At 70.6% G+C, this 19,760-nt stretch carries 20 protein-coding genes; 8 read left to right on the top strand and 12 right to left on the bottom strand.

Translation table 11 applies throughout. The annotated features are described in order from the left end of the window. Positions 1-111 precede the first annotated feature (111 nt). The 3 genes from HMPREF3165_RS12420 to HMPREF3165_RS12430 all read right to left on the bottom strand — a co-directional run bounded on the left by HMPREF3165_RS12420 (position 112) and on the right by HMPREF3165_RS12430 (position 2,556). Positions 112-615, bottom strand: coding sequence for a DUF2992 family protein (locus tag HMPREF3165_RS12420; RefSeq protein ID WP_070514005.1), 504 nt, complete (start codon positions 613-615; stop codon positions 112-114). A 365-nt stretch (positions 616-980) separates the two neighbouring features. Beyond that, positions 981-1,388: an FKBP-type peptidyl-prolyl cis-trans isomerase gene (locus HMPREF3165_RS12425; protein ID WP_070513962.1), complete on the bottom strand. Its 408-nt coding sequence runs from the start codon at positions 1,386-1,388 to the stop codon at positions 981-983. A gap of 190 nt (positions 1,389-1,578) precedes the next feature. Further along, positions 1,579-2,556, bottom strand: a complete 978-nt coding sequence (locus HMPREF3165_RS12430) for a Bax inhibitor-1/YccA family protein (RefSeq protein WP_070513964.1) — start codon at positions 2,554-2,556, stop codon at positions 1,579-1,581. Between the two features lie 437 nt (positions 2,557-2,993). Between HMPREF3165_RS12430 and HMPREF3165_RS12435 the strand changes: the two genes are divergently transcribed. From HMPREF3165_RS12435 to HMPREF3165_RS12450, 4 genes are all read left to right on the top strand, one after another. Next, entirely contained in the window at positions 2,994-3,965 is a 972-nt protein-coding gene (locus HMPREF3165_RS12435) for an ABC transporter ATP-binding protein (RefSeq protein WP_070513966.1), read from the top strand. Between the two features lie 67 nt (positions 3,966-4,032). Then, entirely contained in the window at positions 4,033-4,935 is a 903-nt protein-coding gene (locus tag HMPREF3165_RS12440; protein ID WP_070513969.1) for an ABC transporter permease, read from the top strand. A 37-nt stretch (positions 4,936-4,972) separates the two neighbouring features. Continuing rightward, positions 4,973-6,874: a sensor histidine kinase gene (locus HMPREF3165_RS12445; protein ID WP_256275311.1), complete on the top strand. Its 1,902-nt coding sequence runs from the start codon at positions 4,973-4,975 to the stop codon at positions 6,872-6,874. Continuing rightward, complete coding sequence (locus tag HMPREF3165_RS12450; protein ID WP_020991814.1) at positions 6,856-7,593, top strand: response regulator; 738 nt, start codon at positions 6,856-6,858, stop codon at positions 7,591-7,593. The genes HMPREF3165_RS12445 and HMPREF3165_RS12450 overlap by 19 nt, the downstream gene beginning before the upstream one ends. An 11-nt stretch (positions 7,594-7,604) precedes the next feature. On the opposite strand, the gene pth is transcribed toward HMPREF3165_RS12450, so the two are convergent. The 3 genes from pth to HMPREF3165_RS12465 form a co-directional block, all read right to left on the bottom strand. Then, positions 7,605-8,207, bottom strand: coding sequence for an aminoacyl-tRNA hydrolase (gene pth, locus HMPREF3165_RS12455; protein WP_070513971.1), 603 nt, complete (start codon positions 8,205-8,207; stop codon positions 7,605-7,607). Between the two features lie 99 nt (positions 8,208-8,306). Then, a complete protein-coding gene (locus tag HMPREF3165_RS12460; protein ID WP_070513973.1) occupies positions 8,307-8,918 on the bottom strand; it encodes a 50S ribosomal protein L25/general stress protein Ctc in 612 nt (203 codons plus the stop codon). A 391-nt stretch (positions 8,919-9,309) separates the two neighbouring features. Beyond that, complete coding sequence (locus HMPREF3165_RS12465) at positions 9,310-9,897, bottom strand: hypothetical protein (RefSeq protein WP_083303324.1); 588 nt, start codon at positions 9,895-9,897, stop codon at positions 9,310-9,312. Positions 9,898-10,149: 252 nt separating this feature from the next. Here HMPREF3165_RS12465 and HMPREF3165_RS12470 point away from each other — a divergent pair, with 252 nt between their 5' ends. Further along, the gene (locus HMPREF3165_RS12470; RefSeq protein ID WP_070513975.1) at positions 10,150-10,647 is read left to right on the top strand and encodes an NTP pyrophosphohydrolase; all 498 of its coding nucleotides are present in this window, start codon (positions 10,150-10,152) and stop codon (positions 10,645-10,647) included. 100 nt (positions 10,648-10,747) lie between these two features. Here the strand turns inward: HMPREF3165_RS12470 and HMPREF3165_RS12475 are convergent, their stop codons facing one another. The 6 genes from HMPREF3165_RS12475 to HMPREF3165_RS12500 all read right to left on the bottom strand — a co-directional run bounded on the left by HMPREF3165_RS12475 (position 10,748) and on the right by HMPREF3165_RS12500 (position 16,527). Beyond that, on the bottom strand, positions 10,748-11,620 hold the full coding sequence (locus tag HMPREF3165_RS12475) for a type I 3-dehydroquinate dehydratase (RefSeq protein WP_070513976.1): 873 nt from the start codon (positions 11,618-11,620) through the stop codon (positions 10,748-10,750). After that, positions 11,617-12,642: a Ppx/GppA phosphatase family protein gene (locus HMPREF3165_RS12480; RefSeq protein ID WP_070513978.1), complete on the bottom strand. Its 1,026-nt coding sequence runs from the start codon at positions 12,640-12,642 to the stop codon at positions 11,617-11,619. The genes HMPREF3165_RS12475 and HMPREF3165_RS12480 overlap by 4 nt, the downstream gene beginning before the upstream one ends. Before the next feature lie 55 nt (positions 12,643-12,697). Continuing rightward, on the bottom strand, positions 12,698-13,213 hold the full coding sequence (locus HMPREF3165_RS12485; protein ID WP_070513980.1) for a DUF501 domain-containing protein: 516 nt from the start codon (positions 13,211-13,213) through the stop codon (positions 12,698-12,700). Beyond that, a complete protein-coding gene (locus HMPREF3165_RS12490) occupies positions 13,210-13,902 on the bottom strand; it encodes an FtsB family cell division protein (protein WP_070513982.1) in 693 nt (230 codons plus the stop codon). Before HMPREF3165_RS12490 ends, HMPREF3165_RS12485 begins: the two co-directional genes overlap by 4 nt. Positions 13,903-14,136: 234 nt before the next feature. Beyond that, a complete protein-coding gene (eno, locus tag HMPREF3165_RS12495; RefSeq protein WP_070513984.1) occupies positions 14,137-15,423 on the bottom strand; it encodes a phosphopyruvate hydratase in 1,287 nt (428 codons plus the stop codon). Between the two features lie 210 nt (positions 15,424-15,633). Beyond that, the gene (locus HMPREF3165_RS12500; protein WP_070513986.1) at positions 15,634-16,527 is read right to left on the bottom strand and encodes a hypothetical protein; all 894 of its coding nucleotides are present in this window, start codon (positions 16,525-16,527) and stop codon (positions 15,634-15,636) included. A gap of 503 nt (positions 16,528-17,030) precedes the next feature. Here HMPREF3165_RS12500 and HMPREF3165_RS12505 point away from each other — a divergent pair. Genes HMPREF3165_RS12505 through HMPREF3165_RS12515 form a run of 3 tightly spaced genes read left to right on the top strand, consistent with a single transcriptional unit; the run spans position 17,031 to position 19,743 of the window. After that, a complete protein-coding gene (locus tag HMPREF3165_RS12505; RefSeq protein ID WP_070513988.1) occupies positions 17,031-17,981 on the top strand; it encodes a hypothetical protein in 951 nt (316 codons plus the stop codon). Further along, a complete protein-coding gene (locus tag HMPREF3165_RS12510) occupies positions 17,978-19,069 on the top strand; it encodes a hypothetical protein (protein ID WP_070513989.1) in 1,092 nt (363 codons plus the stop codon). Before HMPREF3165_RS12505 ends, HMPREF3165_RS12510 begins: the two co-directional genes overlap by 4 nt. Continuing rightward, positions 19,066-19,743: an ABC transporter ATP-binding protein gene (locus tag HMPREF3165_RS12515; RefSeq protein ID WP_070513991.1), complete on the top strand. Its 678-nt coding sequence runs from the start codon at positions 19,066-19,068 to the stop codon at positions 19,741-19,743. Before HMPREF3165_RS12510 ends, HMPREF3165_RS12515 begins: the two co-directional genes overlap by 4 nt. Positions 19,744-19,760: the final 17 nt, after the last annotated feature.

Below are 19,760 nucleotides of genomic sequence, written 5' to 3' on the forward strand. Positions count from 1 at the left end.
CTGAGACGCACTGAGACGCGCAAGGCCACCCCCGGCACGGTCTCGGGCCGGCGTCCCGCACCCGAGGAGGGCCTCGCTCACCGCCACGATTTGCGGAACACCGGGCTTGCGTCACCGGCCGCGGTGACGGCGCTTGGCCCGCTGACGACGGCGCGCCCAGTCCTCGTCCGCCTTCTGGCGACGCCGCCGGCTCCGGTCACGGGAGGCACGGGTCGCGGTCTCCTCGCGGGCAGCGGCCAGGGCGGCCTGCGCAGCGGTGGACGGACGCGCCCGGGCAGCCTCCTTGGCGGCCTGCCGTGCGGCGCGCTTGGGGTTGGGGCGAGGGGCCGACGATGAGCCCGCCGACCGGGAGGCCGGTACCGGAGGACAAGCAGCGGCTCGGTCGATGAGGGCCCCGCCGTGAATCAGGAGGAAGTCGTAGAGCTCGACGTCGCTGGGCTCGGCCCCGAAGACGTGCCGCGCCGCCCGCACCGTGCCGCCTTGGTCATTCACCTCGGCCCCACGACGACGTTCGTGGAGCTCAAGAACACCGACCCAGAAGCGGCCGTCGAAGGAGAGGGTGAACTGGGCTGAGATGCTGGCGGGGACGCCGGTCTGGATGTCTGAGGCGGGCATGTTCGGCATGGAGGCTCCTGCGGGTGCGATTGATCGCACCCGGTGCAGCAGGAGTCCCCGTGACGGCCGATGACCGGCCTCCCCGAGGTGACGAACGCCTGGTTGTTGCTCGCCCACGACAAGATCGGGGCGGGTCCGGGGTCTGCGGCCCCGACGGCGTCATCCGGACTTCCTCCGGACCGTGCAGTTCGTGCTACCGGGTGTGGCGCGAGCGCGCCGCCCCCAGGCTAGCGCAGTGAACGCCGCCCCGGGGCACCGCATGCAGACGCGCGTTCGCACGGTAGGGCTCCAGGACGCACTGTCAGGGTGCAGTGTCCTGGGCGCCTACCGTGCGAACGCGCGGTCAGTGGCTCAGTGGGCCTGACTCACATGACGCCGAGGATCTCCGTAACGAAGACGAGGGTGTCGCCGCCGCGGATGCCGGCCTGCGGGACGCCGTGGTCGCCGTAGCCGAGCTCGGAGGGGATGGACAGCAGCAGGCGCGAGCCGACGCGCTGGCCCACGAGGCCGTCGTCCCAGCCGCGGATGACCATGCCGACGCCGACCTGGAAGTTCAGAGGCTGGCCGCGGTCGTAGGAGTTGTCGAAGACGTCGCCGCCCCAGATCTGGCCCAGGTAGTTGGCCACAATCGTGTCGCCGGCCTCGATCACCTGGCCGTCGCCGGCGTCGAGCACCTGGACCTGGAGCCCCTCGGGGGCCTCGGTCCCGGGGAAGGTGAGTGTGGGCTTCGTGCCCTTGGCGCCCTCGACGGAGGGCATGTTGGTGTTAATCATGCGGCGAGCCTACGTGAGGCCCCCGGTTGGACGCCGCAGCGAGCCTCGGCCCAGCGCGAACCCGGCGAGCGGGGCGGCACCGCCGGGCCGGCGAGCACGCAACTGGGGCCGGGACGCATCAGCTGCGTCCCGGCCCCAGCCGAGGTGGTGGCGTCAGGCCGGACCGGACGAACCGGGCCCGGCCCCGCGCTCAGTCGCGGAAGTAGCTCAGCAGGCGGAGGAACTCCACGTAGAGCCACACGAGGGTGACGACCAGACCGAAGGCCCCCGCCCAGGCGTAGCGCTGGGGCAGCCCGTTGCGGACCCCGTTCTCAATGGACTCGAAGTCGATCGCCAGGAAGAAGGAGGCCAGGATGACCGCGAGGATTCCCAGCGGGACTCCCAGCGGGATCCCCATGATGGTCAGGGAGCGCAGGCCCCAGGCGCCAGTGGTCATGCCGGTCATCATGAGGGCGAAATTGATGAGGCTGAAGATCATGTAGCCGAAGGTGGCCACGACCACCACCCGACGGAACCTGCCCTGAACCCGGAAGCCGCCGAAGGAGTAGGCCGCGAGCATGGCACCGAAGGTGGCCAGCGTCGCGAGCACGGCCTGGACGACGATCCCCTCGTAGCGGGCCTCCATGATGCCGGAGAAGCCACCCAGCAGCAGTCCCTCGAAGGCCGCGTAGGCCAGGATGAGGGCCGGGGAGGGCTCCCGCTTGAAGCTGTTGACCAGGCCCAGGACGAAGGCACCGACGGCACCGGCGAACACCGCCATGGCGCCCAGGCTGAAAGTCGCCTCATCGGAGCTGGTCACCAGGCTCCAGGACAGGGCGCCCGTGGCCAGGATGACGGCGAACATGCCGGCGGTGCGGATGATGACGTCGTCGTAGGTCATGCGGCGCATGTCCGCGTTGGTGGCCGACGGCGCCTGGTACTGGGCCTCCAGGCCGGCCATCTGCTCGGGACTCACCTGGCCGTAGCCGGCAGCCTGCTGACCGTACTGGTTGGCGGTCTGACCGTACTGGCCGTACTGCTGGCCGTAGCCGACGGCCTGCTGGCCGTACTGGCCGGCCTGGTAGCCGGGCATCGTGGGGTAGCCGTTGGGCGTCTGGGCCGGGGCGGCCCCGGGCGCATGGCCGCCTTCCTGGAAGGCGGTGCTTCGGCTGAAGAAGGGGTTGGACATGTTCCTCTCATCCTCTCTGAGGGGGCTGGGACCGTCGGCCCGGGGAGGCCGCCGCTCGCAGTCCGGTCCGGCCGTCGAGGACCGGCACCCGAAACTGCGCATATTATGCGCAGCCCCCGCACGGTCAGGGGAACCCTTTTCCCTCACAACGTAGCCATCTGGGGAGAGATCCCCACTGCGCGTCGGACGCCGTCGACTCCTCGGTGGCCTCCGACGGCTCGCATCGACCGATTGGTTCTCATCCTCCAGGAGGACCCCCTCCCCCTGACGGACCCGCCCCGGCCGGCCCCGGGTTCCTCACCTCGGCCGATTCACCGACGACGGCGCACTCCTAGGCTGGAGCCATCCGGTTGCTCCGTGGGAGCAGCCCCTTGGAAGAACCACGGCGAACCGCCCACCCACCCCTGGCCAGAGGCCCACGTCGAAGAGAGAACATCATGATCGAGGCAGTCAATCTCACCAAGCGTTATGGCAAGAAGACGGCGGTGGACAACATCTCCTTCACCGTCGAGCCCGGCACCGTCACCGGCTTCCTGGGCCCCAACGGGGCGGGCAAGTCCACCACGATGCGCATGATTATGGGCCTGGACAAGCCCACCAGCGGCAAGGTCACGATCAACGGGCGCCCCTACCGGCAGCTGTCGGCCCCCTTGTGCGAGGTCGGTGCCCTGCTGGACGCCAAGGGCCTGCACGGCTCGCGCAGCGCCCGCAGCCACCTGCGCCAGCTGGCCGCCTCCAACGGCATCCCCGCCAAGCGGGTCGACGAGGTCCTGGACATCACCGGCCTGACCTCGGTGGCCAAGAAGCGCGTCAAGGGCTTCTCCCTGGGCATGGGCCAGCGCCTGGGCATCGCGGCGGCCCTGCTGGGCGACCCCGGTGTGCTCCTGTTCGACGAGCCCGTCAACGGCCTGGACCCCGAGGGCGTCAAGTGGGTGCGTGAGACCTGCCGCCGTCTGGCCGGCGAGGGCCGCACCGTGTTCATCTCCTCCCACCTCATGAGCGAGATGGCCCAGACCGCCGACCACCTCCTGGTCATCGGCCGCGGCCGGATCCTGACGGCCGGCCCAGTCAACGACGTCATCGCCTCGGCCACCACCGACCGGGTGCGCGTGGCCTCCCCTCAGGCCACCCAGCTCGCCGAGCTCCTGGCCTCCCGCAACCTGGCTGCCCAGCCCGTGGCCCCCAACGTCCTGGAGACCACCGCGACCACCGCCGCCACCATCGGCGAGCTGGCCGCCCAGGGCGGCATCGTTCTGCACGAGCTCACCACCATCCGCGCCAGCCTCGAAGAGGCCTACATGACTCTGACCAGCGACTCCGTGGAGTACCGCACCGACCCCGCCTCCCAGGCCCAGATGCAGCAGACCCGGGTGCGCCAGGCCGTGCCGCAGGGCTCCGCCCGGGGCTGAGGCCCGCACGCCAGCGCGCCACGCCCGCCATCAGAAGCTCCATCCGTCTCACTCCAGAAGGCCAGCCATGAGTACTCACAGCCCCGCACACGCCTCCGCCGCCCCAGCCAGCCCCGCCCCGGTGCGCACCGCCGTCGGGACCGCCCCCGCAGGCCCCGCACCGCACCCAGCGCGCTCCCGCATCCAGGGCCGCCAGACCCTCCTGCGCTCCGTGCGCGCCGAGTGGATCAAGTTCTGGTCCCTGCGCTCGACCTGGATCACCTCCTTCATCACCGTCGCCCTGACCGTTCTGTTCGGCGCCGGCCTCACCTCCGTCCTCGGACGAACCGAGGAGTACCAGGACACGGCGAAGAACCTCATCACTCAAGGCCTGACATTCGGGCAGGTCGTGGTCGCGGTCCTAGGAGCCCTCATCATCACCGGGGAGTACTCCTCCGGACAGATCCGCTCCTCCCTGGCCGCCGTCCCCAAGCGCGGGCAGCTCTTGGTGTCCAAGGCAGTGGTCCTGGCCATCGTCTCCTTCCTCCTGGGGTCGGTGTCCGTGTTCCTGTCCTGGGCGATCTCCAAGCCCTTCATCGGTGAGCACGCCGGCTCCCTCACCGACTCGCACTACATCGGCTACATCTGGGGCTCGGGCCTGGTCTTCGCCACCATCGCCCTCCTGGCTCTGGGACTCGGCTTCCTGCTGCGCTCCACCGCCGGCACCATCACCGTCATCGTCTCTCTCCTGTTCATCATCAGCGGCCCCCTCCAGCTCGCGGCCAGCAAGTGGCCATGGATCTTCAAGATCATCGGCTGCCTGCCCAGCACCGTCGCCGAGGCCGTCTCCGACCCGTTCCAGCGCACCACCGAGTGGGGCGGGCAGGGAGCCCAGTTCCTCACCCACGGCCAGGCCATCGCGGTCTTCGCCGCCTGGGCGCTCATCCCGCTCATCACCGCCTGGTTCGTCTTCTCCCGGCGTGACGCCTGAGCGGGCAACTCCCCCACCGTCAGCCGGAGGCGAGCCCATGTCAGCCCCCGCGTCCTCTCAGCAGGCCTCCGGCCCCGCCTCGCCCCACGAGGGTCCCGGCGCCCCTCCTGCCTCTTCAGCAGCCGACGTCCCCGGCGGCACAGCCGCGTCGGTCATGAAGAGCCGGGCGGGCGCCGGGCTACCCGCGGCCCTGACCGACCCCGCGCTCCTGCACCGCCTCATCCGCTCCCTGCCGGCGTCGTCCTTACCCGATCCGACGCTCCCCGCCTCCGGCAGCGACGGGAACCGTCACCGTCCCCGTCCTCGAAGGCGGGCGCCTCAGCCGCACAAGTCGACGTCGATCACGACCCCCTGGAATGACACACTGAGCCCTATGTCCAGCCAGCTGCCAGCCCCTCAGCCCGGCCGTCCAGCCACCAACGCACCCACCGAGGACGACGTCGAGCTCCCGCCCGAGCCGCGGGGCCTGCTGCGCACACTCAGCCGGTGGTACCACCGCCATCCGACGATCATCGACATCTCCATCGCTGCCGGCGTCGTCGCCTACAGCCTCATCGTGGCTATCCCGCTTCTCCTGCGCCCAAGCAGCCCGGCGAGAACCTATCCCATCCTGCCTCTGGCGTTGATCGCGATCGCACTGATGGGGGTCGCGCTGTCGCTTCGCCGGCGCTTCCCCCTGTGGTGCTGGGCCGCCATCCTCCTGATCCCGGAGACGTATCAGTTCGCGGTGCTGCAAGCCTTCCACCTCACTACGGAGCAGCTGATGTACGCGGCCATCGGCATCAGCGGCATGGGACTGATATCAATCCCCATCGCCTTGGGCGCCGTCGCCTCGCACCGCAAGCCGTCCGCCGCATGGACCGCGGGGGGCATCTCCCTGGTGGTTCTCGTCATGGACGTCGTTCTGACGAATCCTGGCCTGACGGTTGGGGAGATCCTGCGCAACGCCGCCATCCTCATTCTCCTCATCCTGGTCGGCATCCTGGTCGGCTTCAATACCCGCTCCGCCCGCCTGCGGCTCAAGGCCATAGAGCTCCGCTCGGCCCGGATGGCCCTGGCCAGCGAGCAGGCGGTGCTGCTGGCGGCTGCTGAGGAGCGCAGTCGCATCGCCCGGGAGATGCACGACGTCGTCGCCCACTCCCTGGCCGTCATGATTACGATGGCCGACGGCGCCGCCGCCATCGTGGAGCGCGATCCAGCCACGGCCAAGCAGGCCATCGAGACCCTGGCCGAGGCCGGACGCAGCGCCCTGGCCGACACTCGCCGCCTGGTGGGGGTCCTGCGGGAGGACCCCTCGGTGGCAGCAGAACAGGCCCCGCAGTCCCCGGAGCCGCCCGCACCCTCGGGAGAATCGCCGTCGTCGGCCCGCCAGCACGAGGTCCGCGACCTGCCGGTGCCCGAGTTCGCCCCCCTGGGGACGGTGACGCCGGTCGAGCCCAGCGTCCCCATCGCCAACCTGCGCCAGCAGGCCACCGACGGCGCGGGCGACCGCTCCCGCGGAGACCTGCCCCTGGCCCCCTCCCCCGAGCAGGCCGATATCACCGAGCTCGTCAAACGCTTCGTGGCGGCGGGGGTGCCGGTCACCTACCGGTGGGTGGGTGCGGCGCTCCCAGCGGACAAGGCCCTCCAGCTCACCGTGTTCCGCATCGCCCAGGAGGCCCTGACCAACGTGCTGCGCTACGCCCCGACGACACCGGCCGTCAGCGTCGACGTCGAGCGGCACAATGGCACCGTGGTCCTCACCGTGGACAACGAGGCCGCCCCCGGCACGCGCCCGATGCACGGATCCGGAAAGGGGCTGATCGGCATGCGCGAACGCGCTTCGGTCTATGGTGGGACCGTACAGGCCGGCCCGACACCCACGGGTTGGCGAGTCCGCGCGGTCCTGCGCTGGGACGAGCATGACGAAGGGACTTTCTCATGGCAGACGCCCCTGTGAGCAGCGGTGATCCTCTCCAGCCCGACGAGCCTGAGCGCCCCGGCGAGGTCCGCGGCCCGGTCAGCGTCGTGCTCGCCGACGACCAGGCGCTCATGCGCATGGGCTTCCGCATGGTGCTGGAGGCCGAGGAGGACATCACCGTCGTCGGCGAGGCCTCCGACGGCACCTCCGCCCTGGCCCAGGCCAAAGCCCTGCACCCCGACGTCATCCTCATGGACGTGCGCATGCCGGGGATGAACGGCATCGAGGCCACCGAGCGCATCGCCCAGGAGTGCCCGAGCACGCGCGTGCTCATCCTGACCACCTTCGACCTGGATGAGTACGCCTTCGCCGGGCTGCGCGCCGGGGCCTCCGGCTTCCTGCTCAAGGACACCCGGCCCACCGAGCTCGCCGAGGCGATCCGCACCGTGGCCTCCGGGGAGGCGGTCGTCTCGCCGCGCATCACCCAGCGGATGCTGGAGATGTTCGCCGGCTCGCTGCCGAGCTCGGAGGCGCCGGCCCAGTCCTCCTCGGATCCGCGGATCGACTCACTGACCCCGCGCGAGAAGGAGATCCTCGTGCTCATGAGTCAGGGCATGTCGAACGCGGAGATCGCCGCGCACCTGGTCGTCTCGGCCACCACCGTCAAGACCCACGTGGGCAACGTGCTCGCCAAGCTCGACGTGCGAGACCGGGTCCAGGCCGTCGTCGTCGCCTACGAGACCGGCCTCATGGCCTGAGGACCTGGCCCTCAGCGGGGGGCATGGAGACGCTGCTGGGCGTCGTCGAAGCCGACCGTGACGACTTGCTCGACGGCGTCAGCGGCCTGCTCCAGGGTGACGCCGAGGTCGGCGCGCTCACGGCCGGGGAAGTCGGACAGGACGAAGTCGGAGGGGTCCTGGCGGCCCGGCGGGCGGCCGATGCCTATGCGCAGGCGCGCGTAGTCCTTGGTGGAGACGGACTTGCTGATGGAGCGCAGGCCGTTGTGACCGCCTTCGCCGCCGCCGCGCTTGAGGCGCAGCTCGTGGGCGGGCAGGTCGAGCTCGTCGTGGATGACGAGCAGGCGGCTGGCGGGGTCGATCCCGTAGTAGGAGACGAGCCCGGCCACGGGGCCGCCGGAGAGGTTCATGAGCACTGAGGGCTCGGCCAGGATGACGCGGGGGCCGGGGGCTCCGCCGGGCATCATGCCCAGCCTGCCCTCGGCCACGCGGGCGCGGGCCTTCTTGTGTTGGGAGAACCGGGACCCGGTGCGCTCGGCCAGGACGTCGAGCACCATGTAGCCGACGTTGTGGCGGTTGCGGGCGTACCGGGTCCCGGGGTTCCCCAGCCCGACGACGAGCCAGGCCTCACTCATGCGCCCCACCCCGGGGTGAGCCCGGCGCGGGCGGCACGGGTGGTGCGGGAGGCGCCTGCCGGCGCGTCGTCATGGCTGGACATGTCAGTCACGCGCGATTCACTCGGCCTCGGCCTCGACGGCGGCCTCAGCGGGGGCGTCCTCGGTGACCTCGGAGGCAACGGCGTGCTCGTTGGCCACGTTGACCACGGCGGTCTCGGCGTCGGCGACGGCCTCGACACCCTTGGGCAGGGCGATGTCGGCAAGGGTCAGGACGGTGCCGGCGGCGACGCCGGTGACATCGACCTCGATGGCCTCGGGCACGGAGACGGCCGGGGCGGAGACCATGACGGTGGCGGCCTCGATCATGTGAATGGTGCCGGGGGCGGCCTCACCGATGACGGTGACCGGGACCTCGACGTCGACGCGCTCGTTGCGGTCCACCAGGAGGAAGTCGACGTGCTGCACGCCGGGGCGGATGGGGTGGCGCTGCACGTCCTTGGCCAGGGCCAGGAGGGTCTCGCCGCCGGCGATGTCCAGCTCGACCAGGGCGTTGTCGTTGCTGCGCAGGGCCAAGCGGGTGGCGTGCTCCTCGAGCAGGAGGTGGCGGGGCTCGGTGCCGTGGCCGTAGACGACGGCGGGGACCTGGCCGGCGCGGCGGGCCTGGCGGGCCGAGCCCTTGCCGAACTCGGTGCGGTCCTGGGCCTTGAGGGTGATGGCGTTGTTGGCCATGTGGCTCTCCTTGCGGATGAGGCGGGGCCCGGTGCCCCGCGGCTGATGGTGGTCCGGCTGGGCGCGACGACGCGCAGTACCGCCAGGTACCACCACGTCGATCACGGATGCGCGCCGTGCTGGCGCGTCCCTCGCCGGGGCAACGTGGGCAAGACTACGGCATGGGCGGGGCGCGCGAACAGCCGCGCAGCCGGTGAGGCGCCCCACCTGGCGGGTCCGGTGGGCTGGCAGGCCGGCAGGCCAGCAGGGCCAGTCACAGGCAACGAGCCCCCGCAAGGCCGGACCGGCTCGCGCGATCGATCCTTAGGTCGCGCGGTCGAGGGTTGAAGGCACGACCTCGCGACCTACCCTACGAACGCGCGGGCCGCAGGCCTGCAGCCGCTCAGCCGCGTCACGTATGCCATTCCCTCGCGATGAGGATCAGGAGGTTGACGTCAGCGCAGATGGCGACCTGCTCGGTGTCAAAGGAGGGCGACTCGAAACGGCTCGGGTCATCCTGCATCATGTGCTCGATGTCGAGGATCGCATCGGCCTTCTCCTTCGGGACCGTGGTGAAGACCTTTCCCTCGGGGACGTACTGGCGCAGGTCGGGGTAGATCCCCGGGAGCGGATCGGCTTTCCCACTCGATGCCTCGACGAGGGCCCGGCTGCTGGCGGGATCGAGGGTCATCACCCCGTGCACCCATAGCGGGCGGTCCTGTGGGGGCAGGACCTCACGTTTCTCCTGCCAGTACTGCATGACCCAGTGAGCCGAGGAGATGGTGACGCCCGGCATGCGTCTGTCGAGGCGCCCCAGGTCGGTACGGATCTCCAGCGTCACGGGGACGTACTCGGCGAAGCTCGCGAAACGACCATCCGACGTCGGCGTCGCACTCGACCGCGACCGGCCGGCCTGCGCTGGGGCGCATCCACCCAGCGCCAGTGCCGTTCCACCGGCGAGCCCCATGCCGACGACGTCGCGCCGCCCGTGCTCGGCCATGCCCGCCTCCTTCGCTCCCGCCTGCGACCAGGCCCGTCGCAAGACACCGCGGGTGCAGCGAAGACTACTCGCGCCGTGCAGCCGGAGGCCCGTGCTCGCGGCGGCCGGAGGCGGGCACTTGTCCCCATATCCCAGCCATGTGGACACTCAACGGGTGGGGAACTGAGATCATCCGCAGGACAACGGCCCCGAGCCCGCCAGCGCCTCACAACGCCGGCAGCACTCCCGCACCCGACTACCAGAGAGCAGACCATGAGGTACTTCGCCGAGTACATCGTCGGCAGGAACGGTCCCATCGACGTCTTCCTGCAGCCCCAGACCCCGCAGCTCGTCGCCGATGAGGTCGCCCGCAAGCTCACTTCACCCGCCTACCTGGACGGCACAAGGCACTTCGCCGTCGTGGTGTGGGCACTGCCCGAGGGAACGTCGCACATCGACGAGGTTCCGGAGTCCTCCCCGGCGCGAGCCACCTTCATCCAGTGCGGCGGCTCGGCGGCCGCCATGAGCGTTGAGATCCGCGTGACCCACGAGGACGACTCCTACGAGCACTACACCGTGGCCCGCGAGCCCGTCGCCGATCCTGGAGCGTGGACCACGATCACCTGGGACAACGGGGGTCCCGAGCCCTTCTCCCTGCGTCTGCACCCTGAGGAGGTCTTCACCGGCGAGCAGGCAGCCTCCGTCTTCCGCGCCTACATCGAGGATGGTGCCCTTCCGCCCGCGCGGCTCCTGCGCAGGCTCGACGTCTAACTCGCGCCGGCTCCGCGCGTTCGTACCGTAGGTGCCGGGATCGTACCCTTACCCCTCGACAGCGCGACCTACCCTACGACCGCGCGGGCACGGACATCGATCAGACCCGCAGCAGCTCCAGGCAGCGGCGCACGTCCTGGATCGGGAGCTGGCCGGGTGCGGAGGCCCGGGCCTGCCCCTGCTCGTCGGGGACGACGGCGAAGGTCAGCGCCGACCCGAAGGTCGGCGCCACACGGCTGACCGCCCCGAGCGCCCCCATGGACATGGCCGCCACGGGCACACCCAGGCCGCTGCGCGCCCCCGCACCCGCCGTGGCCCGCGCGCACACTCCCAGGAGGCGGGCGACGTCGTCGGCACTGGTGGGCCACACGGCGATCTTGGCCAGGTCCGCGCCCTCGCGGGCCATGCGGGCCAGGACCTCCTCGAGGACCTCATCGGCGGGGGGGGCCTCGAAGTCGTGGAAGGAGGCGACGACGTCGATACCCAGTGCGTGGGCCTGCTCGCAGACCTGAGGCAGGCAGCCGCGCTGGACCTCGACGTCGATGGCGGCCGGGCGGCGCTCGGGCGCCCAGTCGGCGAGCCCGTCGAGGACGGAGCGCAGAAGGGCGCCGTAGGAGGCGTCGTCCAACTGGGCCCGGCCCCCCTCGGCGGCGGTGCGGCAGGTGAGCAGCACCGGGGCGCCGGCATCGGCGTCAGCACCGTCGGCGGCAATGGCCTCCCCCAGCCCCCGCAGGCAATCCAAGACCTGGGCGGCGGCCGCGGCCGCGTCCAGCGGGTCGGGGGCGGCCAGGGCGCCAGCCTCCTCCAGCAGGTCCACGCGCAGCTCGAGGACATCGGCACCGGCGTCGACGGCGCTGCGGGCCTGGGTCCGCGCCTGGGTGAGGCTCGGCCCGGTCAGGGAGACGGCCACGGCGGGCAGGCCGCCGGGGCCGGGGATGCTGCGTCCGCGCCAGGTCAGCGACGTCGCGCTCACGCCGGGGTCCCTTCGGCCGGCCCCGGCTCGGGCACGAGCGACAGGGCGATGCCGTCGAGGATGTCGTAGAGGCTGGTGGTGACGTGCGCTAGCGGGCGCCCGGCGGCGGCGGTCCGCTCCACGACGCGGGTGACGACCTCGCTCCACACGAGAGCCCCGGCGGCGATGACGTCGCGGCGGCCGGGGGCCAGGTAGCCCCAGGAGGCGCGCTGCTCGGGCGTGGAGTGGATGATCGCCTCGCAGGAGGCCAGGACCGCCTGCGGGCTCAGCTCGGCGCCGTTCAGGGCCTGCGGATCGAAGGCCTGAAGGTTCAGGGCGTGGGCGGTGACGGTGGTGATGGTGCCGGCCAGGCCGACCAGCCGCCCCGGGGCGGACAGGTCGACAACCCGCTCGGCCTCATCGAGCAGGCCGCGCACCTCGGCCCGGGCCGCAGCCTCAGCCTCGGGGGTGACGCCGGCCGCCAGGAAGCGCTCGGTGATACGCACGCTGCCGGTGTCCAGGCTGATGGCGGCGCTGGGCTCATCCACACCCAGGACCAGCTCGGTGGAGCCGCCCCCGAGGTCGACGACGAGCCGCGGCGCCGGCTCGCACTCCCCCGGCTCCGGCGTGCCCTCCTCTTCACCGGCGCCCAGGAGCGAGCCGGTGAAGGACAGCCGGGCCTCCTCCTGGCCGCTGACGACCTCGGGATCAATGCCCAGCAGGCGCCTGACCCCGGCCACGAAGTCCTCGCGGTTGCGGGCGTCGCGGGTGGCGGAGGTGGCCACGAAGCGCCGCACGTCGCCCCCGGGGACGACGCCCAGCTCGGCGCAGTCGGCGGCGTAGGAGGCCACGGCCGCCAGGGTGCGCTCCAGGGCCTCGGGGTCGAGCAGGCCGGTGCGGTCCACGCCCTGACCCAGGCGCACGATCTCGTTGCGGCGGCGCAGCACCTCCAGGCGGGGGCGCCCGGAGTCGTCACGGTGGGCCTCGGCGATGAGGAGGCGGATGGTGTTGGTGCCGCAGTCGATTGCGGCGACGCGGGTCATGGTGGCGGCCTCCTGGGCTCGGTCGGGAAGGGAAGGAGCAGGGCGTCCCTGCCGCTCAGCAGGAGCAGCGCTCAGGATCCCACAGTCCGCGCTCGCGCAGGGCCTCCAGCGTGCGGTCACCGATGGGGTTGATGCCGGCTCCGGCGGCCAGGGTGTGCCCGAGCAGGGCGTGGAGGCACTTGACGCGCGTGGGCATGCCGCCGGCGGAGACCCCCTCGATCTCGGGGACCTGCCCGAGCTCGGCGCGACGGGCCAGGTAGTCGTCGTGGGCGGCGGCGTAGGCGGCGGCCAGCTCGGCGTCGTCGGCCAGCGCGGCGTTGAAGGTCTCCATGAGGTGCTCGGCCTCCAGGGTGGAGCAGCCCTTCACGGCGGCTGGGTGGGTGAGGTAGTAGCTGGTCGGGAATGGGGTGCCGTCGTCGAGGCGCGGGGCGGTGCGCACCACGGTGGGGCGCCCGCACACGCAGCGGGCCGCGATGGCGACGACTCCGCGCGGTACCCTCCCCAGCTGCTCGGCCAGGGCCTCGAGGTCGGCCGACGACACCGGCTCCTGCGTCTGGGGCGTGGGGCTCACGGGGTCTCCTTCGTCTGCGGGGTGACGGCCGGTTTCGGTGTGGTCTTGGGCGGATCCGACGGCGTCTGGTTGGGCTCCCCGGTCGGCAGCTCCTTCTGGGCGGGGTTGAGGGTCTTGCCGTCCGTCCCACCCTTCGATCCTGCTGGGGCGGTGCTGTTGGCCTGGCCGGCGGCCCGCGAGGAGTCCCGGAGCTCCTCGTACCAGGGGGCGTCCGGGGAGCCCGGGGTGGCCCCGCCGCCGGCCTCGGTCTCCTTCATGGAGTCGGCACCGACGACGACGTAGCTGGTGTCTCCGGGCATGACGTAGCCGAGGCGCTCACGGACCTGGGAGCGCACGTAGGTGTCGTCCTTCCACTGGGCCAGCTCATTCTCCAGGGTGGTGGAGGTGTCGGAGGCCTCCTTGATCCTGTCGACGACGGCGTCGTACTGGGCCTGCTGGGACAGGTAGGCGCGCAGGGAGGTGAAGATGACGACGAAGGCCAGCAGGCACACGACCGCCAGGATGACGACCCGGGGCGGCAGGGTCCGCTCGGGCACCGCCGTCGGCAGGCCCCGCTGCCGGGAGCCGGACGAGCCGGAGCCCGACCCGGCCGCGGAGGCCGCCCTCTCGGCCGGTACCTGGCGGGGCCGGGCGCCGCCGGCGACGCGGCGCGTCCCGGACTGGCTGGAGGAGGGGCGGCGTGGAGTCATACCGGCATCCTGCCTCACCAGGGCACAGGAGACAGCGCACCCCACCGGGCGCGTTGCTCACGCTTCGGTCATGGCCCGCCCCTCACGGCCATGCTGCGGCACTGCTCCGTAGACAACGCTTCGGGGCAGGCGGGAGAACCCGTCTGCCCCGAAGCGGTGGGGTGCGTCGTCGTCGAGTCGCGGCTGAGGCGTCGCGTCAGTCAGCGGCTCGACGTCGGCAGGTCGCTGTCAGGCTCAGGCCTGGAAGCGGGGGAAGGCGCCGGCGCCGGCGTAGACCGCGGCGTCGCCGAGGGCCTCCTCGATGCGCAGGAGCTGGTTGTACTTGTTGACGCGCTCGCCACGGGCGGGGGCGCCGGTCTTGATCTGACCGGAGTTGGTGGCCACGGCCAGGTCGGCGATGGTGACGTCCTCGGTCTCACCGGAACGGTGGGAGGTCATCGTCTTGTAGCCGGCGCGGTGGGCCATCTCGACGGCCTCGAGGGTCTCGGTCAGGGAACCGATCTGGTTGACCTTGACCAGCAGGGCGTTGGCGGCGCCGAGCTTGATGCCCTTGGCGAGGCGCTCGGGGTTGGTGACGAAGAAGTCGTCGCCGACGATCTGGACCTTGTCGCCGATCTGCTCGGTGAGGTGCTTCCAGTCGTCCCACTCGTCCTCGGAGAGCGGGTCCTCGATGGAGACGATCGGGAAGTCGGTGATGAGCTGCTTGTAGTACTCGACCATCGAGGCGGTGTCCTGGGCCTCGCCCTCGAACTGGTAGGTCTTGGTCTTGTCGTCGAAGAACTCCGAGGAGGCGACGTCCATGGCCAGGGCCACGTCCTTGCCGGGCTTGTAGCCGGCCTTCTCGATGGCCTCGACGATGAGCTCGAGGGCCTCGCGGTTGGAGTCGAGGTTGGGGGCGAAGCCACCCTCGTCGCCCAGGCCGGTGGACAGGCCGCGGTCCTTCACGACCGCCTTGAGGGCGTGGTAGACCTCGGCGCCCATGCGCAGGGCCTCACGGAAGGTGGGGGCGCCGATGGGGGCGATCATGAACTCCTGGATGTCCACGTTGGAGTCGGCGTGGGAGCCGCCGTTGAGGATGTTCATCATGGGCACGGGCAGGACGTGGGCGTTGGGGCCGCCGACGTACTGGAACAGGTCCAGACCGGCGGACTCGGCGGAGGCCTGGGCGGCGGCCAGGGAGACGCCGAGGATGGCGTTGGCGCCGAGCTTGCCCTTGTTGGGGGTGCCGTCGAGCTCGATCATGAGCTGGTCGAGGCCACGCTGGTCGGCGGCGTCGAAGCCGATGATCTCGGGGGCGATGATGTCGTTGACGTTGTCGACGGCCTTCTCCACGCCCTTGCCGCCGTAGCGGCCCTTGTCGCCGTCGCGCAGCTCAACGGCCTCGAAGGCACCGGTGGAGGCGCCCGAGGGGACGGCGGCGCGAGCGGAAGCACCGTCCTCCAGGAGGATCTCGACCTCGAGGGTCGGGTTGCCACGGGAGTCGAGGATCTCGCGGGCGTGAACGTTCTCGATGAGGGCCACTTGGTGCTCCTTGCTGAGGGGATCGTGATGCGGTCGTCGGCGTCGGGCACGCTCGCGCGCGACTGCCGAATGCAGGATCAGCCTAGCGGGCCGACTCCCCCACCACGAGGGCCATGGTCCTGAGGATTGCACAGTGTTCACGCCCGGCGAGAAACACTGGACGACGGCGGTCCCTGGGTTCCGCCGTCGTCCTGGGGGCTCTGCGCGGCCCTACTGGCCGCTGGTCTCGGGCTGCTCGGCGCCCTGGCCGGCCTCGCCCGCAGCACCGTCGCCCTGACCGGTCTGGCCCTGCCCGTCGGTCTGGCCGGAGTCGGCGGGCTGCTGTCCGCCCTGCTGGGGAGCCTGTTGCTGAGGCTGCTGCTGTTGCTGGCCACCACCCTGCTGCTGGGGAGCCTGTTGCTGGCCACCCTGCTGCGGGGCTTGCTGTTGTGGGTCCTGCTGCTGTTGCTGGGGAGCCTGCTGCAGGCCACCGCCGAAGGGGTTGTTGCCGGCTTCCAGACGGGGATCGGTTCGGGTCAACCAGGTCTGAGCCTTATTCGAGTAGCGCGGGGAGAGGTCACCGTCCAGCGTGCCGCGAACCTTGTCCAGGTCGGCGAGCGCGACCTTCCCCTGCTGCCCAGCCTGCTCCGGGTGCTGAGAAAGCTGCTGGTACTGGCCGTTCAACAAACTCGCCCGCAGGTAGGTGAGCGTTTCCGGCTTGCGGGGCTGGAAACCCAGCCGCTCCTTGACCAGCTGCACGATCTGCGCGTCAGTGACAGTCAGGCCATGGGCCTGGCCGACCTCAACCAGAACAGGGGCCTGAACGAGGCCGTTCACGATCTCAGACCGATTCACACCCTGACGCACCAGGTTCTCCCAACCGAGTGCGGAGTCCAGCTCCTTGACCACGACGTCGACGTCCTTCTCACTGACGACCACGGAGTGGCGGGCCCCGTCCAGGCCGGTGTAGTGCATGTCGGCCACCTGACCGGGGTGGTCGGAGCAGCCGGCGAGCGCCCCGACGGCAAGGAGGAGTGCAGCGCTGGCGGCGAGGACGCGCGTGCGTGCGGCAAGGCTTCGGGTCACGGTCTGCTCCTGGAAGGGGACGACGCCGGAGGGCGACATGGTGTCACAACATTTCTGCCCCAGACCCTACCGTTCCACCTGCGACGACGCACGCAGCCGGTCCGCCGCCGCCCACCGGCGCGGTTCCGGACATCCTGCACACGTGCTGCACGAAGGTCGGTCTACTCCACGAGGGCGGGGGTCTACTGGTCGGGGGTTGTGCGTACTGCACGATGGCCCCAGCTGCGTGGAGTAGACCCATCCCTCCCCTAGTAGCCCCCGACCCTCGTGCAGTGGCCAGCGGTTGCGCGAGCGGTTTCGGCACGGCACCGTGGATATATGTGAGATAACGGCTGGTCGGCCGCATTCTGTTCACACGTCTGCCATCTGCCCATCAGCATGCGGGGTAGCCACCAAGGAGGTACTCGCTCATCAGCCCACCCACCAGAGTCGCCGGCTGCGAGGATCGCAGCCTGTCCGCTCCCCGCCTGGCGAGCGCAAGAGTCAGATTCCTCCCTCATGTCGGCAGGTCGGCAGGCGGGGTACTGTCAGTCGTTTACGGGATGCTGGTCGCCTTCCTGGCTCTGGCGGTGCTGTGGTGGGGTCAGACTCGGTCAACCGCTACCTACGGCATGCCTGGGCCGACGACGACCCTCACGCTGTCCAGCTCGGCTCGCTCCACAACCGAGGAACAGCAGCTCACGGCCGCCCGACGACTGCAGGCACTTCTCACTGAGGAGGGCGTCAGTATGGTCAAGACCTCTCAGGGCGATGGTGACCCCATCCTCGTGGTCCTCGACCCCAAGCAGCGCATCGACTGGACCGGCCCACTGAATACCGATTCGCGCCCCGGTCTCTTCGCGATCCACGGGACCTATTCGGGCACTGTGTGGAGGGCACGTGGACAGGCTCCGCTGGCACCTCCCGGGCGCACCGTACTCGGCACCGTGAGCGTCCCGGGAGTCACGCCATCGACCAGCAGTCTTCAGTTTGTAGAGCCGCTTGGTAGCGCGCCGTTGGGCACCGGCCAGCTGCTCCTGGGGACCACGGACCCGGCCTTGATCGCACGTGTCGGCTCTGTGCTGGAGGAGTCCGGGCTGACAGTCGAGAGCACCCGGCGGCAACCGGCACTGGTGTCACTGGTGCGCGACTCAACAGTGGCCATGGCCGCACTGTTCGCCGCTCTGGGGATCGTCTGCACCGTCATGTCCCTGGCACTGTCGCTGCCTGAGCAACGCGAAGAGATCCGGCTGCGTCGCCTGATCGGCGCCACCGAGGCGGCACTGGTCCGCGAGCGCTGTGGCCGGGAGCTGCTTCGGGTCATCGCGGGGACCGCAGTCGGAGCGTTGGGAGCAGGCGCTGCGACGGCGTTGGTCGCCCAGGCTCCTCCCGCACTGCCGGAGCTGGGGGTCCTGGCCGTGGGGGCGGTGGTGGGCGGAGCCGTGTTGTGGATGGCACGCCGGCTCACCTTCGCCATCTGGTTGCATCTCGAGCTCAGAGGTGTCGGAGCATGATCCACACCGAGATCGCGGGCGCTCTGGGCACCGCATGGCGCCACCGTGGGAGCACCGCGGGTATCGCTCTCATGTTCACGCTGGTCAGCGCCATCCTCACCATGACACTGGCCGAGGTGATGACCCAGTCGTCAGTGGTCATGGCGGCCCAGCGTCTGCGCGAGCTCGACGCCACCACCTTCACGCCCTACTACCTCGGCGATCTGGACAACGATCCGAGTACTGGTTTGATGGAGGACCTGGGTGATCGCATCGCCTCAGGCTCCGCTTACACGATGATCCTCAGCAACGTGGAGGTCGGCGACCCTTCCTTCGCCGGAGGCAATCCAGTGGTGATCGTCGTCGGGCAGGCCGCTCAAAACGCCATGACCGGAGCCAGGCTCTGCTCGCCAGCGCCCTGCGCCATGGTTGGGGATCAGGTCCCCCATCCCGTGGACGGACCGCTGCACGTCGGAGGTCGCAGCGTGCCGGTGGCGGGCCGAACGCCGTCGTCGGCCTCGCTCTTCGACCCGGCTGCGGTGGGAATCGACCTGGACAGGTCGGTGCTGATCGCGCTGCCGCCCTCGAGCCTGGATCACCTGGATGGCACCGAGCAGGAGGAGGCCGTGTGGCGCACGGTTCTGCTCTCCGCCACCGACGACGACACCGAGCAGTTCATCACGGCTGCCAGGCAGGACCGGCTGGCTCTGGTCCCGCACCGGTTGGCCGCCGATCAGTCCGAGCGCTTCCGCACGCTGGTGGTATGGGCTGCCATGCACGGCGTCGGCTTGCTGGGGCTGACTGCCCTGGTCTCGATCGCCTACGGCGCCTCCATTCGGTCGGTGCTGCGACGCGAACGAGCCGACCTGCTGCTGCGTCATCTCTATGGCGCGACGTCGGCTCATCTCACCATACGCCTGGCGGCCTTCCTAGCCGTCAGCATGCTGGTGCTTCCGGCTCTGACGCTTCTGGCCTTGGCGGCCAGCACTCTGTTGAGGGGCGCCGCAGCGGCAGCCGGGGGTGCCCTCCTCGTCATCTACCTGGTCTTTGTCGTGGCGACGGTCCGCCGTGTGCGATTCGAGTTCGCGCGATCCGGGGCAGTCCGATGACGCGGGCCTTGGAGCTGATCGAGGTCAGCGTCGACTACCACCGTGGCGGTCAGCCGGTCCACGCACTCGACTCGGCGTCGCTTGCCATCGGCCGATCCGAGTCGGTAGCGGTGATGGGGCCCTCCGGGTGCGGCAAGTCAACCCTGCTGGGCGTGCTGGCACTGACGATCCCACCGACCTCCGGAAGCGTCCTCGTCAATGGCGTCCCCGCTCCCTCCAGCCCGGATGGGCGAGCCCGGACCCGTAACCGCTTACTGGGCCTCATCCCTCAGAGCGGCGCGGTCATCGACCATCTGAGCGTGCTGGCGAATGTCTCCCTTCCCCTGGAGTACAGCAGGCCCCGCATCAGGCGCAGGGTCAGGCACGAGCGAGCCAAACAGGCCCTGGCCGACGTCGGGATCGGCTGGGCCGAGGCGACCACACCCCCGCGGCTCTCAGGTGGGGAGCGTCAGCGGGTGGCCGTCGCGCGAGCCCTGGTCAACCGGCCGCACTGCATCCTGGCCGACGAGCCCACGGCGTCGCTGGACTCCACCACCGCCCTGGGGGTCACGTCACTGCTCATCTCCCAGAGCACTCGTCACGGCGGCAGCCTCATCATCGCCACGCACGATCCACGGGTGGCTGAGGCCTGTGACCGGGTCCTGACCATGCAGGACGGCCGGATCACCGGTTGAGACGATCAAGCTCCCCT

The organism is Actinomyces sp. HMSC08A09 (genome assembly GCF_001807465.1).
In the GTDB taxonomy this organism is placed as follows: domain Bacteria; phylum Actinomycetota; class Actinomycetes; order Actinomycetales; family Actinomycetaceae; genus Actinomyces; species Actinomyces oris.